The organism is Amycolatopsis sp. WGS_07 (assembly GCF_045278895.1).
Classification (GTDB): Bacteria; Actinomycetota; Actinomycetes; order Mycobacteriales; family Pseudonocardiaceae; genus Amycolatopsis.
Window position 1 is genome coordinate 4,044,126 of record NZ_CP136053.1, and the last position, 14,855, is coordinate 4,058,980.

Annotated in this window: 15 protein-coding genes and 1 pseudogene; 8 read left to right on the forward strand and 8 right to left on the reverse strand. The window is 68.1% G+C overall.

What is annotated here, in order from left to right:
• Nucleotides 1–2: 2 nt before the first annotated feature.
• The gene (locus tag RPX00_RS19380) at nucleotides 3–869 is read right to left on the reverse strand and encodes a pentapeptide repeat-containing protein (RefSeq protein WP_406641176.1); all 867 of its coding nucleotides are present in this window, start codon (nucleotides 867–869) and stop codon (nucleotides 3–5) included.
• 190 nt (nucleotides 870–1,059) lie between these two features.
• Here RPX00_RS19380 and RPX00_RS19385 point away from each other — a divergent pair, with 190 nt between their 5' ends.
• From RPX00_RS19385 to RPX00_RS19410, 6 genes and pseudogenes are all read left to right on the forward strand, one after another.
• A complete protein-coding gene (locus RPX00_RS19385) occupies nucleotides 1,060–2,289 on the forward strand; it encodes an ROK family transcriptional regulator (protein WP_406641177.1) in 1,230 nt (409 codons plus the stop codon).
• Between the two features lie 25 nt (nucleotides 2,290–2,314).
• The gene (locus RPX00_RS19390) at nucleotides 2,315–3,691 is read left to right on the forward strand and encodes an extracellular solute-binding protein (RefSeq protein ID WP_406641179.1); all 1,377 of its coding nucleotides are present in this window, start codon (nucleotides 2,315–2,317) and stop codon (nucleotides 3,689–3,691) included.
• Nucleotides 3,688–4,677: a carbohydrate ABC transporter permease gene (locus tag RPX00_RS19395; protein WP_406641181.1), complete on the forward strand. Its 990-nt coding sequence runs from the start codon at nucleotides 3,688–3,690 to the stop codon at nucleotides 4,675–4,677. Before RPX00_RS19390 ends, RPX00_RS19395 begins: the two co-directional genes overlap by 4 nt.
• A gap of 70 nt (nucleotides 4,678–4,747) precedes the next feature.
• Entirely contained in the window at nucleotides 4,748–5,638 is an 891-nt protein-coding gene (locus tag RPX00_RS19400; RefSeq protein WP_406641183.1) for a carbohydrate ABC transporter permease, read from the forward strand.
• Nucleotides 5,635–6,900: a 6-phospho-beta-glucosidase gene (locus tag RPX00_RS19405; protein WP_406641185.1), complete on the forward strand. Its 1,266-nt coding sequence runs from the start codon at nucleotides 5,635–5,637 to the stop codon at nucleotides 6,898–6,900. Before RPX00_RS19400 ends, RPX00_RS19405 begins: the two co-directional genes overlap by 4 nt.
• Nucleotides 6,897–7,876: pseudogene (locus tag RPX00_RS19410) on the forward strand (N-acetylglucosamine kinase). Before RPX00_RS19405 ends, RPX00_RS19410 begins: the two are co-directional and overlap by 4 nt.
• 44 nt (nucleotides 7,877–7,920) lie before the next feature.
• On the opposite strand, the gene RPX00_RS19415 reads toward RPX00_RS19410, so the two are convergent.
• The 4 genes from RPX00_RS19415 to RPX00_RS19430 form a co-directional block, all read right to left on the reverse strand.
• On the reverse strand, nucleotides 7,921–8,430 hold the full coding sequence (locus RPX00_RS19415; RefSeq protein WP_406641187.1) for an SRPBCC domain-containing protein: 510 nt from the start codon (nucleotides 8,428–8,430) through the stop codon (nucleotides 7,921–7,923).
• A complete protein-coding gene (locus RPX00_RS19420) occupies nucleotides 8,427–8,768 on the reverse strand; it encodes an ArsR/SmtB family transcription factor (protein ID WP_406641188.1) in 342 nt (113 codons plus the stop codon). Before RPX00_RS19420 ends, RPX00_RS19415 begins: the two co-directional genes overlap by 4 nt.
• Nucleotides 8,769–9,142: 374 nt before the next feature.
• Nucleotides 9,143–10,510: a gluconate:H+ symporter gene (locus RPX00_RS19425; protein ID WP_406641190.1), complete on the reverse strand. Its 1,368-nt coding sequence runs from the start codon at nucleotides 10,508–10,510 to the stop codon at nucleotides 9,143–9,145.
• Nucleotides 10,507–11,001: a gluconokinase gene (locus RPX00_RS19430; protein ID WP_406641191.1), complete on the reverse strand. Its 495-nt coding sequence runs from the start codon at nucleotides 10,999–11,001 to the stop codon at nucleotides 10,507–10,509. The genes RPX00_RS19425 and RPX00_RS19430 overlap by 4 nt, the downstream gene beginning before the upstream one ends.
• 126 nt (nucleotides 11,002–11,127) lie before the next feature.
• Between RPX00_RS19430 and RPX00_RS19435 the strand changes: the two genes are divergently transcribed.
• Both RPX00_RS19435 and RPX00_RS19440 read left to right on the forward strand, forming a co-directional pair.
• Nucleotides 11,128–11,811 (forward strand): FadR/GntR family transcriptional regulator, encoded by a 684-nt coding sequence (locus RPX00_RS19435; RefSeq protein ID WP_406643010.1) that lies wholly within the window; start codon nucleotides 11,128–11,130, stop codon nucleotides 11,809–11,811.
• Between the two features lie 25 nt (nucleotides 11,812–11,836).
• Nucleotides 11,837–12,736 carry a cobalamin biosynthesis protein gene (locus RPX00_RS19440; protein WP_406641192.1) on the forward strand — a complete coding sequence of 300 codons (900 nt, stop codon included), beginning with the start codon at nucleotides 11,837–11,839 and terminating at the stop codon, nucleotides 12,734–12,736.
• A 4-nt stretch (nucleotides 12,737–12,740) separates the two neighbouring features.
• Here RPX00_RS19440 and RPX00_RS19445 read toward each other — a convergent pair whose 3' ends face one another.
• The 3 genes from RPX00_RS19445 to RPX00_RS19455 all read right to left on the reverse strand — a co-directional run bounded on the left by RPX00_RS19445 (nucleotide 12,741) and on the right by RPX00_RS19455 (nucleotide 14,772).
• Nucleotides 12,741–13,349: an FMN-binding negative transcriptional regulator gene (locus RPX00_RS19445; RefSeq protein ID WP_406641193.1), complete on the reverse strand. Its 609-nt coding sequence runs from the start codon at nucleotides 13,347–13,349 to the stop codon at nucleotides 12,741–12,743.
• A 67-nt stretch (nucleotides 13,350–13,416) separates the two neighbouring features.
• Nucleotides 13,417–14,247 carry an SURF1 family protein gene (locus RPX00_RS19450; RefSeq protein WP_406641195.1) on the reverse strand — a complete coding sequence of 277 codons (831 nt, stop codon included), beginning with the start codon at nucleotides 14,245–14,247 and terminating at the stop codon, nucleotides 13,417–13,419.
• Nucleotides 14,248–14,295: 48 nt separating this feature from the next.
• A complete protein-coding gene (locus RPX00_RS19455) occupies nucleotides 14,296–14,772 on the reverse strand; it encodes a low molecular weight protein-tyrosine-phosphatase (protein WP_406641196.1) in 477 nt (158 codons plus the stop codon).
• Nucleotides 14,773–14,855: the final 83 nt, after the last annotated feature.

Below are 14,855 nucleotides of genomic sequence, written 5' to 3' on the forward strand. Positions count from 1 at the left end.
GATCAGGTGCGGGCCGCTTCGCATTCGGCGATGCGCGCCCGCACCCGTTCGTCGGCGGCGAGGTCCTCGGAAAGCTTGGTATCGCGGTAAATCCTCGCCGACACGAGCTGATCCGCGGTCAATCCCCATGCCCCGCGCAGATTCGCGCCGAGCAGTTTGGCGTTCTCGATATTCGCGCCGGTCAGGTTGGCCGCCGCCAGGTCGGTGTTCTCGAAATCCGCCGACCGCAGGTCCGCCCGGATGAAGTCGGCTCCGCTCAGCAGCGCCGCCTCGAAATCCACCCGCCGTAACTGTCCATTTTGGAACTTCCCGCGGCGCAGCTCGACCCGGCGCAGGTCCAGCCGCGGCTCTCCGTCCCGGATCGGGCGGCGGCACAGCACTGTCACCGCGGCCTGAAGATCCTCCGGCGGCCGCGGCGCGGCCGCGTCAGTTCCCGGCGACCGGTGCCGCAGGAACGCCGCCAGCACCTCGAGCACGGTGTCGTGGTCGGCCTCGCTGTCGCGCAGGATGCGTTCGAGGCTGTAGATCCCGCCGATGCGCTGGTCGGCGTTGTCGTCGCCGAGCAGTTTGATCGCCTCGACGTACCGGCCGGTCAGCTGCTCCTGCCGGTGCAGGTCGAACAGCTTCTGCGTGTGCCGGTGGTTCTTGTGCGTGTAGAGCAGCCCGAGCCCGCCGACGACCCCGGCCCCGATCGCGACCAGCGTCGTGCGGAACCCGGTGACCACCGCGCCGTCGGCCGGTTGCAGATCGTGCTCGCGCAGATGGCTGCCGTCGAGCCACCAGGGTCCGCGCCACAGCAGCAGCGCGAAGACGGCGAGGGCGAGCACGCCCCCGGCAACGACCAGCGCCTGTTTGGTCCTCGGTGTCATGGACCACATGATGCCGCTGGTCTGGACCGCGTACCGTCCGCGCTCGCCCGGTCACCCTGTGCCGGTCGCCGACATCTCGCGGTATCAAGCCGTTACCCCGCTGTTTCCCGAGCCCATTGACGCCGTGTGGCCGCGCTCACTACAGTCCCGGAAAACCGTCTGTAAAGTTTCCTAATAAAGGAGCAGCCAGGTGCGAGCCGGCAGTCCGCGAACGTTGCGCGAGATGAACGACCGCGCGGCGATCGAGGCGTTGCTGCGGAACGGGCCGCTCACCCGGGCCGAACTCGAGGCCGCCATCGGGCTGTCCAAACCGGCCACCGCGCAGCTGCTGACCCGGCTGGAGCAGGAGAATCTCGTCGGCAAGGCGGGGGAGCGGGCCGGCGGCGGGCGCGGGCCGCGCGCTCAGCTGTGGGCGGTCAACGGCGGGCTCGCGCACGTCGCGGCCGTCGATCTCACGCCGAAGGTCGCGGACTTCGTGGTCGCCGACGTCGCCGGGGCCGTGCTCGCCGAGTACCGCGTGCAGCTTCCGGTCGCCGAGGGCGCGGACGTGGTCGGTTCGTTCGGGCAGGCGCTGCGGCGGGTCGCCAAGGCCGCCGGACTGCAGCTCGACGATCTGGCCAATGTGGTCATCGGCGCGCAGGGCGCGTTCGATCCGCGCACCGGGTTGCTGTCCTCGGCGCCGCACATCCCGGGCTGGCTCGGGTTCAACGTGCCGGCGCGGCTGAGCGACGAACTCGGCGTCACGGTCAAGATCGAGAACGACGTAAACCTTGTCGCGGTTGAGGAAATGACCGTCGGCAACGCACAGGACGTCGACGACTTCGTGCTGGTCTGGCTGTCCGAGGGCGTCGGCGGCGCGGTCGTCGTCGGACGGCGGCTGCTGCGCGGCGCGACCGGTGGCGGCGGCGAGATCGACTGGATGCGCGTCCCCGATCCGGCCACTGTGGACACTGGGGACAGCTGGCCGGCGGCAGGCGCGCGGTTCGGCAATCTGGTCGACTCGTCCGCGATCACCCGCCTCGCCAAAGCGCACGGCATCTCCGCCGACAACGGCTGGGACGCGGTCGCGCAGGCACGACGCATTGCCCACCAAGGGTTTCTGGACGATCTCGCGCGCCGCGTTGCCAGTGGCGTCGCCAGCCTGGTCGCGGTCGCCGACCCGCAGCTCATCCTGCTGTGCGGCGACACCAGCCGGGCCGGCGGCGACGAGTTCGCCGGGATCGTCGCCGACAAACTGCACGAACTGGTGCTGCCGCGCACGCCCGTCGGCGTCGCTTCGGTACAGGGCAACGCGGTGCGCGCCGGTGCGCTGCAGTCCGCGCTCGCCACCGCCCGTGAGGACGTCTTCGGCGTCGTCACCCCCACGCTCCTCGGGCCGCGCCGGTCCGCGGGAGAGCAAGCCCCGTCCCCGACCGAGTAGACCCACCCGAAGGACAGGAGGGTTCATGTCCGCACCCACCCGCATCCGGAGGCTCGCGCGCAGGCGCGGTTCTCTGCTGCTCAGCGCTGTCGCGGCGAGCACGCTGCTGGCGACCGCCGCGTGCGGTGCCGCCGCGCCCGCCGGCGGCGGTGACGCCGCGGCCCCGCCGAACAAGGACGACAAGCTCACCATCACCGTCTACAGCAAGTTCACCGACCGCGAGTACGGCGTGGTCACGAAGGCGCTGGACAAGCTGAAGGCGAAGTTCCCCAACATCACCATCAAGCACGAGGGGAACCAGGACGACGACAAGCTCACCCAGTCGATCCGCGGCGGCAACCCGCCGGACGTGGCGATCTCCTTCTACACCGACAACCTCGGCGCGTGGTGCTCCACGGGCAGCTTCCAGGATCTGAAGCCCTATATCGACCGGGACAAGGTCGATCTCGAGCAGATCCCGCAGGCGGTCCGCGATTACACGTCGTATCAGGGCAAACGGTGCGCGATGCCGATGCTCGCCGACGTGTACGGGTTCTTCTACAACAAGAAGCAGTTCGAGGCCAAGGGAATCGCCGGCCCGCCGAAGAACACCACGGAACTGTTCGAGGACGTCAAGAAACTCACCGAGTTCAACCCGGACGGTTCGATCAAGACCGCGGGCTTCCTGCCGTCGATGCCGTTCTACGCCAACCAGGCGCAGTACTGGGCGCCCAACTTCGGCGCCAAGTTCATCGGCCCGGACGGCAAATCCTCGCTCGCTTCCAGCCCCGGCTGGAAGGAGATGTTCGAATTCCAGAAGAAGCTCATCGACTTCTACGGCGGACACGCGAAGGTCGAGAAGTTCAAGGCCGGCCTCGGCGACGAATACTCGAAGGACAACGGTTTCCAGACCGGCAAGCTGTCGATGATCTACGACGGCGAGTTCCGCACCGCGTTCATCAAGGACCAGGCGCCGTCGCTCGAGTACGGCACCGCGCCCGCCCCGGTGCTCGACAGCCTGGCCGGCCAGTACGGCGGCGGGTTCGGCACCGGCACGATCATCGCGATCCCGAAGGGCGCCAAGAACCCCGGCGCCGGGTGGGAGCTGATCAAGCAGGCCTCGCTCGACACCGACACCCTCGTCGAGATGGCCAACGGCCTGAACAACGTGCCCAGCACCAAGGACTCGCTGAACTCGCCGAACCTGAAGATGCCGCCGCAGTTCAAGACCTTCACCGACATCTACAACAGCGGCAAGCTGGTCGCCAACCCGACCACGCCGATCGGCGACGCGTTCCTCAAGGCGGTCAACGACTTCGCCGAGAAGTGGCAGGCGGGTTCGGTGCCTGACCTGACGGCCGGCCTGCAGAAGGTCGACGCGCAGATCAACGACGCGCTGGCGCAGAAGGGCGCCGGCGGATGACCACGCTGACCGCGGCGGAACCCGGAACCTCCTCCTCGCCGAACCAGGCGCGGAGGGGGTCTCCCCGGGCCAAGCGCAGGCGCACGGTTTTCTACTTCATGGCGCCGGCCGCCCTCGGGTTCCTGATCTTCTTCGCTTACCCGCTCGGTGCGACGCTGTTCTACTCGTTCACCCGCTACGACCTGATCAACCCTCCACAGTGGATCGGGTTCGACAACTACGTGCGCATGTTCACCAGCGAGCCGCTGGTGAAAACCGCCGCGTACAACACGTTGTGGCTGGTGATCATCCTGACCGTCTGCCGGGTGCTGTTCTCGCTCGGCGTGGCGTCGGTGATTTCGCGGCTGAAGAGCGGCGTTGGCATCGTCCGCACGCTCTGCTATTTGCCCGCACTCGCCCCGCCCGCGGCCGCGACGCTCGCGTTCGTCTTCGTGTTCAACCCGGAATTCGGTCCGGTGAACCGGTTCCTGCGGCTGGTGGGCATCGACGGCGGATTGTGGTTCAACAGCCCGGAAATGTCGAAGCCCGCACTGACCCTGCTCGCGCTGTGGGGTTCGGGCGAGCTGATGATCATCATCCTGGCCGCGCTGCTGGACGTTCCGCAGGAGCAGTACGAGGCCGCGGAGCTCGACGGAGCCGGCCCGGTACGCCGGTTCTGGCACGTGACGCTGCCGTCGATCTCGCCGGTGCTGCTGTTCGGCGTGGTCAACTCGATGATCTACGCGTTGCAGTTCTTCACCCAAGCGATCGTCGCGGCGTCCGCTTCGGCGGGAACAGCGGACGTCGCCGGGAACTCGAAACTGATCGGCGCGCCGGAAAACTCGACGCTGACGTATCCGATCTGGTTGTACGTCCAGGGTTTCCGGTACTTCAACATGGGCTACGCGGCGGCGATGGCCGTGCTGCTGTTCCTGGTTTCCGCTGGCTTCACGTGGATTCTGGTGCGGCAGATGCGTAAGAACCAGCATCAGGAGGAGGGGGCATGAACATACCCTTGCGACAGCCTGTTCATGACCCCGACCGGGTGCGGGTGTCCCGCATGGACGGAGTGGGTGCATGACCACGATCTCGGCCCCCGCGCCCCCGGCTCCTCCGGTGCATCCACGAGAGAAGTTCAAGCGTCGCTGGGACAAGAAACTGTCCTTTGTGGCCACGCACGCGGTCGGCATTGCGCTCGGCGTGATCTTCATGCTGCCGTTGCTGTTCGTCTTCCTCACTTCGGTGATGAAGAGCGACCAGGCGATGACGTCCAGCCTCTGGCCGACCGAATGGCACTTCGAGAACTTCGTCGAGGTGTTCAAGAAAGCCCCGCTGCTGGAGTACTTCGGCAACAGCCTGCTGTACTCGGCGCTGGCGACGGTCGGTGCGCTGGTCTCGGCGATCCCGGCGGCGTACGCGCTGGCGAAATTGCGGTGGCGCGGGCAAAACCTGTTCTTCATGCTCACCGTCGTCGCGATGATGCTGCCCCCGCAGGTCACCGTCGTTCCGCTGTACGACCTGTGGGTGCGGCTCGGCTTCACCGGCACGCTGGTGCCGCTCATCGTGCCGTACTTCTTCTTCGACGCCTTCTCGATCTTCCTGCTGCGGCAGTTCTTCCTCACCATTCCGAAGGACTACCTCGAAGCGGCGAAGATCGACGGCTGCAACGAGTTCCGGGTGCTCACTCGGGTGCTGATCCCGATGGCGAAGCCGGGGATCGCGGCCACCGCGATGTTCTGCTTCCTGTTCACCTGGAACGACTATTTCGGGCCGCTGCTCTACACCGGCGAGAACAAGGAAAACTGGCCGCTTTCACTGGCGATCGCGTCCTTCCGAGGCATGCACCACGTCGAATGGAACCTCACGATGGCCGCGACCGCGCTGATCATGCTGCCGGTGATCGTGCTGTTCGTGTTCGCGCAGAAGTCGTTCGTCAAGGGCATCACGTTCACGGGAGTCAAGGGATGAAACTGGCAGTGGTCGGCGGTGGGTCCACCTACACGCCGGAGCTGATCGACGGCATCGCCGGACGGCGGGCCTCGCTCGACGTCGACGAGATCGTGCTGATCGACCCGGACGCCTACCGGGGCGAAGCGGTCGGCGGGTTCAGCCAGCGGCTGCTGGACCACGCGGGGCATCCGGCCCGCGTGCGCACTACCGCGAACCTGGAGGAGGGCGTCGACGGCGCGTCGGCGGTCCTCATTCAGCTGCGCGTCGGCGGGCAGCGGGCGCGTGCGTCCGACGAAACGTTCCCGCACCTGTGCGGTTGTGTCGGCCAGGAAACGACCGGCGCGGGCGGACTGGCGAAGGCGCTGCGCACGGTGCCGGTGGTGCTCGACATCGCCGAACGGGTGCGCAAGGTCGCCGGGGACGACACCTGGATCGTCAACTTCACCAACCCGGTCGGCATCGTCACCCGCGCGCTGCTGCAGGAGGGCCACCGGGCGGTCGGCCTGTGCAACGTCGCGATCAACCTGCAGCGCAAGTTCGCGAAGCTGCTCGGCGCGTCGACCGGCGACGTCAAACTCGTCCACACTGGACTGAATCACCTGAGCTGGGAACGCGGTGTCCTGGTCGACGGGGTCGACCGGCTGCCGGAACTCTTGGCGCAGCACGCGGAATTCCTCGGCGAGGAGGTCAGCGTGCCGGTCGAGTGGATGCAGCGGATGCGGGCCGTGCCGTCGTACTACCTCAAGTACTACTACTCGCACGACGCGCAGGTCGCGAAGCAGCAGACCGAACGTCCGCGGGCCGAGGTGGTCAGCGACGTCGAGGAAGAACTGCTGAAGATCTACCTCGACCCGGAGCAGGTCACGAAGCCGGAGTCGCTGGAGAAGCGCGGCGGCGCGTACTACTCGGAAGCGGCGGTGCAGCTCGTGCACGCGCTCACCTCCGGCGGTGCCGCCGAGGAACACGTGGTGAACGTCCGCAACAACGGCACCTTCGATTTCCTGCCGGACGACGCGGTGATCGAGGTTTCGTCCACTGTGGATTCCGCGGGCGCGACCCCGATCCCGCAGACCCCGGTCGACCCGCGGTTCGCCGGCTTGATCGCCGGTGTCACGGCCTACGAACACCTGGCACTGGACGCCGCGGTCAAGGGCGGCCGGGACCGGGTCGCGGACGCACTGCTCGCACACCCGCTCGTCGGCCAGTACACAAAGGCGGACAAGCTGGCGGACGAACTCGTCGCACGCAACCAGGACTTCCTGCCCTGGGCGCGAGCATGAGCGACACCGTCGTCGCGATCGACGGGGGAACAGCAAGACCGAAGTGCTGGTGGTTTCGCGGGACGGCGTCGTGCTCGGCGCGTCCCGCGGCCCCGGCGTTTCTCCCCAGCGCGTCGGGGTCGACGGATGCGTTGCCGCACTGGAAGAATTCGTCCTGGAAGCCCTTCGCTCCGGCGGTCTGCCAACGGACCCGCCGTTCGCCGTGCACACCTCGGCCTACCTCGCGGGATTGGATTTCCCCCGGGAAGAAGAGGCATTGCACCGTGCATTGGCGGCGCGCGGCTGGAGTTCCACTTTGGACGTCGGCAACGACGTGCTTGCCCTGCTGCGCGCCGGAAGCTCCGACGGCACCGGAGTGGCCGTGGTATGCGGCGCGGGAATCAACGGCGCCGGCTTCTCCCCGGACGGCCGGTCCTACCGCTTCCCCGCACTGGGCAAGGTGTCCGGAGACTGGGGCGGCGGCTACCGGCTCGGCGAGGAAGCCCTGTGGTGGGCAGTCCGAGCCGAGGACGGCCGCGGCCCGCGCACCGCACTGGAATCAGCGGTGGCGCAGTACTTCGATGCCTCGACACTGCTGGATGTGGTGCAGGGCCTGCACTTCGAGGAGATCGACGCCGCCAAGATCCACGGCCTGTGCCCGCTGCTGTTCGAGGTGGCCGCAGCCGGCGACGAGATCGCGCAAGACGTGGTGACCCGCTTCGCCGAGGAAGTAAGCCTGCTGGTGGCAGCGATCATGCGCCGCCTGGATCTCACGTCGGCCGCCCCCGAGGTCATCCTCGGCGGCGGCGTGCTGACCGGCGTCGGAGCGTCCGTGATCGCGGACATCGAACGACGATGCCTGAAGGTGGCACCGCGTGCGCAGGTGCGCGTGGTGGAGGTGAACCCGGTCGTCGGAGCCGCACTGTTCGGTTTGGACAGAATCGGGGCGTCCGCTTCCGCGAAAGCCGCGCTGAAAGCCGCGACACAACGCACGTGAACCCGTGGGGTGGCCGCTTTCTCACGGCCACCCCACGTTCCGCCTCAGGCGGTGAGCCCCTTGCCCGTCTCCAAAACGGACTTCAGATCGGACAGCACCCACGCCCAGCCGCCGCCCGCGTTCTCGCCTGGACCAGCGTTGACGTCCTCGTGCTGACCGGACACGAGCGCCGCGTGGTTAGGCGCACCGGTGACGTCGTGGGTGACGGTGAGCCGAGTGCCCGCCGTCTTCGTTTCCTCGATGTCGTAGGTGAGCGTGGTGTACGGCTCGGCGACCAGATTCGGATCCATCTGCAGTTTCCAGGTGATCACCAGCTTCCGCGGCGGATCGACCTCGAGCACCTCGCCGTCGAGGAGATCGCTGGTGAACCCCGAGTCGATGAACTCCTGAGTCGGCTTGGTGCGATGCTTGCCGCCGCGCTTGAGGTCGAACTCGGCCAGCCCGGTGTAGCCGTACTTCGCGGTCCACTCCGGCTTGGTGATGGCGTCCCACACGGCCTGCGGGGTCGCCTTGATGTAGACGCGGTTGACCTGAACGGTCGTGGTGTCAGTCATTTTCCGGGCTCCTTCTGGGTTTCTTCGGCTTCGAGCTGGGCCTTGAGGTCCAGCAGCGCCGAGGTGTGGTGTGCGGTGTACTTGTCGATCCAGCGGTCGTGGATCTGCCGGATCGGGATCGGGTTGAGGAAATGCCGTTTCTCCCGCCCCTCCTTGCGCGAGACGACCAGTTCGGCCTCCTCGAGCAGCTTGAGGTGCTTCATCACCCCGAACCGGGTCATGTCCACTTCGGACTCCAGCTCGGTGAGCGTGCGGCCGTCACGCGCGTAGAGCAGGTCGAGCAGGAACCGGCGGGTCGGATCCGCCAGAGCCTTGAAAACCAGGTCCTCGTCAGGCACGCACTCGAGAATAGGTGACCATATGGTCACGTGTCAACGGGGCAAAAGACCGCGACCGGGCTTCACCTGAGTGAAACCCGGTCGCGACCGTGAAGAGGATTAACTCGCGTGAAGCCTTGCGCGGCCATGAACCTGGTTAGCCGGAGTGAAGCAGCAACGCCCTCGTGAAGCACCTTAACTAGAGCGAACCCTCCACACGGTCGTAAACCGGCTTAACTGGAGCGAATCGGCTGCACTGCCGTGAAGGTCATTAACTTGGATGAAGCGGCGGCCTCGTAGTGAAGGGGCTTAACCGGGGCGAAGCGGTGGCGCTGCCGTGAAGCGGGTTAACCAGCGTGAAGCAGCGACACCGCCGCGAAGGGGGTTGGCCGGCGTTAAAGCAGTGCGCCCAAGGGAAGGATCAACGCGATCGCGACCACCGAAATCACCGTCTCCATCACCGACCAGCTCTTCAGCGTCTGCCCGACTGACATCCCGAAGTACTCCTTGACCAGCCAGAACCCGGCGTCGTTCAGGTGTGAGAAGAAGAGCGACCCGGCACCGATGGCGAGGACGAGGAGGGCGTTGTGCGTCGGATCGAGGGTCGCGGCCAGTGGGGCGACGATGCCCGCTGCGGAGACCGTCGCGACGGTTGCCGAGCCGGTGGCCAGGCGGATCGCCACCGCGACCAGCCAGCCGAGCAGCAGCGGCGACAGGTTCGCGCCCTTCGACAGGCTCGTGATCACGTCGCCGACCCCGGCGTCCACCAGGGTCTGCTTGAACCCGCCGCCCGCGGCGACGATCAGCATGATCCCGGCGATCGGGGCGAGGGAATCGCCGATGATGGACGACAAACGCTCCCGGTTCAGCCGCGCCGGGCGGCCCAGCACGACCATTCCGACGAGGACCGCCAGCAGCAGCGCGACGAGCGGGTCGCCGATGAAGTCCAGGACCCGGCGGGCCGGGTTTCCCTTGTCCGCCAAGATGTCCGCCAGTGCCTTGGCCAGCATCAGGACCACCGGCAGGAGCACAGTGGACAGTGTCGCGCCGAAGCTCGGGCGGTGCTTCTGATCCGTGCCTTCGGATTCCGGGACCAGCCGGGCGGGCGGCTCGGCGTCGGGCACCATTTTCGCGGCGAGGCGGCCGAACAGCGGTCCGGCGATCACCACGGTGGGCAGGCCGACCAGGAGGCCGAGCGCCAGGGTGAGGCCGACGTTGGCGTTGAGCGAACCGGCGGCGGCCAGCGGTCCGGGGTGCGGCGGGATCAGGCCGTGCAGCACCGACAGTCCGGCCAGCGCCGGGATTCCCAGCAGCAGCACCGGTTTCCCGCTGCGCTTGGCGACCAGCAGCACCACCGGGATCAGCATCACGAGCCCGATCTCGAAGAACATCGGCAGCCCGATCAGCGCGGCCACCAGCGCCATCGCCCACGGCAGTCCCGGCCCGCGGACCCGGCCGAGCACGGTGTCCACGATCCGGTCCGCGCCGCCGGAATCGGCGAGCAGTTTGCCCAGCATCGCCCCGAAAGCGATCAGCACGCCGACCGACGCGACGGTGGTGCCGACGCCGGTCGTGAAGCTCTTCAGCAGCTTGTCCACCGGCATCCCGGCGACCAGGCCGAGCACGCCGGAACCCAGCGTGAGCGCGAGCAGCGGATGCAGTTTCACCTTGCTGATCAGCACCACGATGACGGCGATGGCCAGCACGGTGGCGAGGATGAGACGAGTGTCGTGGCCGGTCCAGCCGGCGGCGAGGGTGCTCATGCGCGCTCCTGGAACGCTTTCAGCGCCGACTCGACGAGGTCGGCGGGGGAGAGGCTGATGTCGAAGGTCGCCCCCGGCTCGTCCGCTTCCAGCGGTTCGAGGTCGGCGAGCTGGGAATCGAGCAGCGAGACCGGCATGAAATGGCCGGTGCGGGTCTTCATCCGCTCGGCGAGCAGGTCGCGCGAGCCGTGCAGGTGCAGGAACCACACGTCGCCGCCGCCGCGCAGCACGTCGCGGTAGCGCCGCTTCAGCGCGGACGAACTCACCACCGCGCCGTTTTCATGGTGCTTCCCGATCCAAGACGCGATCGCGGCCAGCCAGGGAGCCCGGTCCTCGTCGGTCAGCGGGATCCCGGCGGTCATCTTTTCGATGTTCGCCCGCGGGTGGAAGGTGTCTGCCTCGGCATACACGGTCCCGAGCCGCTCCGCGATCGCTGTGCCGACCGTCGTCTTGCCCGAGCCCGATACGCCCATCACCACGATGACCGTCATCCGCACCTCCCACGTCTTTGTGCCCTGGAGAGTCAAACTCAAAAGTACTACTTAATCAAGAAGAAGTAGTACTTAATCGAGTCAGAGGGCTACGTTAACCCGGTGGGGACTGATCGGCACGAGGAGATGCTCGACGAGCTGGGCGCGGCCATCGCGAGCGGCGAGCTGGCGCCGGGCGCGGTACTGCGCTCCGAGGAACTGCAGGAGCGGTACGGGGCCTCGCGCACCGTCGCCCGCGAGGTCGTCCGGGTTCTGGAGACGATGGGGCTGACCAGCAGCCGCCGCCGCGTCGGGGTCACCGTCCGCGAGCCGGCCGAGTGGAACCACTATGACCCGAGACTGATCCGCTGGCAGCTCGACGGCGCGGACCGACCCGCCGCGCTGCGCACGCTGACCGAACTGCGCTCGGCCGTCGAACCGTGCGCCGCGCGGTTCGCCGCGATCCGGGCCACCCCGGAGGAGCGCGGGCGCATCCGCGCGCTGGCGGTGCACCTTCAGCGGACGGCGCGCGCTCGCGATCTCGACACCTTCCTCGGACACGACATCGCGTTCCACGATCTGCTGCTGTCCGCGTCGCGGAATCCGATGTTCGCGCAACTGTCCTCTGTGGTCGCCGAGGTGCTTGCCGGCCGCACCGGGCACGGCCTGATGCCGGACGAACCGCAGCCCGAGGCGGTCGCGCTGCACGTCGAGGTCGCCGAGGCGATCGACCTCGCCGACCCGGTGCGCGCCGAACGCGCGATGCGCGACATCGTGGAGCAGGCACGCGACGAAATCGCCGCCGCGGTGTCGAGTAATCTCGGCGGCTGAATCGTCCACGTTCGGGGGGCTACTGGTGAGCGCGGCGCGCGCGATCGGCTTGATTCTCGGTTTGGCCGCTGACGGTGCACTCGGCGATCCGCGGCGGCGGCCGCCGGTCACCGCTTTCCGCCAGGTGGTCGCGGCCACCGGTTCGCGGCGCGCGACCGGGCTGGGGATCGCTGGCGCGGCGGTGGCCGCCGGAGTACTCGCCGAGCGCGCCGGCCGGCGCAGCCCGGTGCTTCAGGCGACTGCGACGGCAGTCGCGACCTGGGCGGTCGTCGGCGCGGCCGGGCTCGCCACCCACGGCACCGAACTGGCCCGGGACCTCGAAGAGGGCCGTCTCGAACCCGCGCGCGACACACTGTCCGAACTGGACCCGCGCGTCACCGACGGACTCAGCACGATCGGGCTTTCCCGTGCGTCCGTGGAAACTCTGGCCGAGAACACGTCCGAAGTGGTCGTCACGCCGCTGCTGTGGGGCGCGGTCGCGGGCGTGCCCGGGCTCCTCGCGGCACGCACGATCGGCCTGCTGCGCCGCCTGCTGCCCGGACACTGGGCCATCGACCGGCTCGACGAACTCGTCCACCTCCTGCCGACCCGCGTGGCGGCCGCGCTGACCGTTTTGGGCGCGCCGGTCGTCGGCGGTTCCGCGGGCGGGGCGTGGCGGGCCTGGCGGCGCGACACGATCGCGCACCCGAGTCCGAACGCCGGACGCGTCGAGGCGGCTTTCGCCGGGGCGCTGGAGATCCGCGTCGGCGGGCGGACCGAATACCCCCACGGCGTCGTGGAATTGCCGGTGCTCGGGGTCGGCCGGAATCCGGACGCCGGGCACGTGACGCGCGCGGTCGAACTGTCCAGAGTGGTCGGTTGGCTGGCCGCCGGGACGTCCGTCGTGGTGGCGGTGCTGAGCGGGGTGCGCCGCCGAAACCCCTGAGCCGTCAGGGTTTCAGGTGTGCCACGGCTTCCGCGTCGCCGAAACCGTCCCGTTCGGACAGTAGTGCGCCGATCCGCTGCCGGTCCTCGGGCTTCTTGTTTCCGCCGTACTTGAACTTCGCCCGCACCTCGGTCACGGTCAGCTCGATGCCGCGAATCCCGGGCAGCAGCCGACGGTCTGGAGCGTCCACAGCGGACACTGGCGTGCGTTTGCCGTCCGGCTCGAAGTGCGCCAGCTGGTGGTTCAGCAGCGCGGCCTTCTCCTCCGGATCGTCGACCAGCCGGACGTCGCAAGCCAGCTGCACACTCGCGTAGTACGAAGTGGGCACGCCCAGCGCGGGGTCGTCGGCGGTGTTCCAGTCTGAGCGGATGTAGGTGTAATCCCCGGTCACCGTCAGCAGCGCGCGCGGGTGTTCCTCCAGCAGCGGCCACACCGGGTTCGGCCGGGCGAGATGCAGGCGTACGGTCGCGTCGCCGTCGAAGACGAAGTGCGTCGGCACCACCACGGGCAGATCACGGCCGCGGCCGCCGGCGACCAGTTCGCCGAAATCGTGTCCGGCGAGCCATTCCCGCCATTCGTTCTCGTCCGCGGCGTCCCAGGGGTGGATCAGCATGCGGCCAGTATCACCGTCGCGAGTGGCCTCGACAAAGGGCCATTTTCCAGCTAAACAACCAGGCCACTCAGGCGGTCGGCGTGTACTCGTCCTCTTCTTCGGCGAGCATCTCCGCGACCGACTTGCGGCGACCGCGCTGCGGCCGTTCGGTGGTCAGCGCGCCGCCCGGGCGCAGCTCGCGGATCGTGAAGTACAGCCAGCCCAGCAACGCCATCGTGCCGAACGCCAGCCACTGCAACGCGTACGAGAAGTACGGGCCCGACTCGAGCTGCGGCAGCGGCAGCGCCTTGAGCACGCCGGGCTGGCCACCGTCGAGCTGGAAGTAGCCGGGCCGGATCGTGAGGCCAGACGCCTTCGCCACCACGCGCGAGTCGACGGTGTAGCTCTGCAGCTTCCCGTTCGTCGACGCGTCGGAGAACGCTTCGCGGTTCTTCGGGTCGGTCTCGTCGCTTCGCACGCGCGCGACGACCGTGACCTGTCCGCCCGGCGCGGCCGCGTACGGGAGCACGCCGGAGTCGCTGTTGAGCCCCACGTAGCCGCGGTCGATGAGGTACACGGTGCCGTCGGTGGCGCGAAGCGGCGTGAGGACCTCGTACGCGCCTTGACCCTGCACAGTGCGCAGCCGCGCGACAACTTCCGCCGAAGGCAGGTACGTGCCGGTGATCGACACGAGGTGCCACTCGGTGTTCTTGTCCGGCTTCGTCCCGGGCGGCAGCAGCTGCGCGGCGGGGGCGGGCTTCGCGGTGAACGACGTGGTCAACGCGTTGTTCTGGGTGACCTGTTCACCGTCGCGGCGGAACTGCCACGGGGCCAGCAGCGTGTAACAGCAGATGGCGAAGGTGAACACCACCACTGTCAACGCCAGCCATCCCGGCCGGAGCAGAAACCGCAACCGCACCCCTCTACGGTAGGCCGTCGCGTTCCGTGCGCGCACCCGGACCGGACGTCACGCCTGTTCGCGGACCCAGTCCAGCAGGCCCGGCACGCTCCGCTCGATCATCCCGAGCACGTCCTCGAAGCCGTCGTCGCCGCCGTAATACGGGTCCGGCACCTCGGCGCCCTCCGGCGCGGACGGGTCGAACGAACGCAGCAGCCGTACCCGCGAAGGGTCTTCGACCCGGGACTGCAGGAAGGCAAGGTGACTCTCGTCGGCGGCGAGCAGCAGATCGGCTTCGAGGTCTTCCTCGCTGACTTCGGCCGCGACGTGCTCAGTGGGGTAGCCGTGCGCCTTCAGCGTGGCACGCGCCCTTCGGTCGGCTGCCTCGCCGACGTGCCACGGTCCGGTGCCCGCGCTCGACACGCGCACGGCGTCGGCAAGGCCCGCGTCGGCGAGCTTCGCGCGGAACACCAGCTCCGACATCGGGGAGCGGCAGATGTTTCCGGAGCACACAAAGACCAGCTGGGATTTCTTTTGGGTCGGCACACCGGGAGCGTAGACGCGACCATCAGAGGAAGCGGACACCCGAGGTCGAGTGCAGCATGGTTCGCAGTCTTCCAGAGCGACCG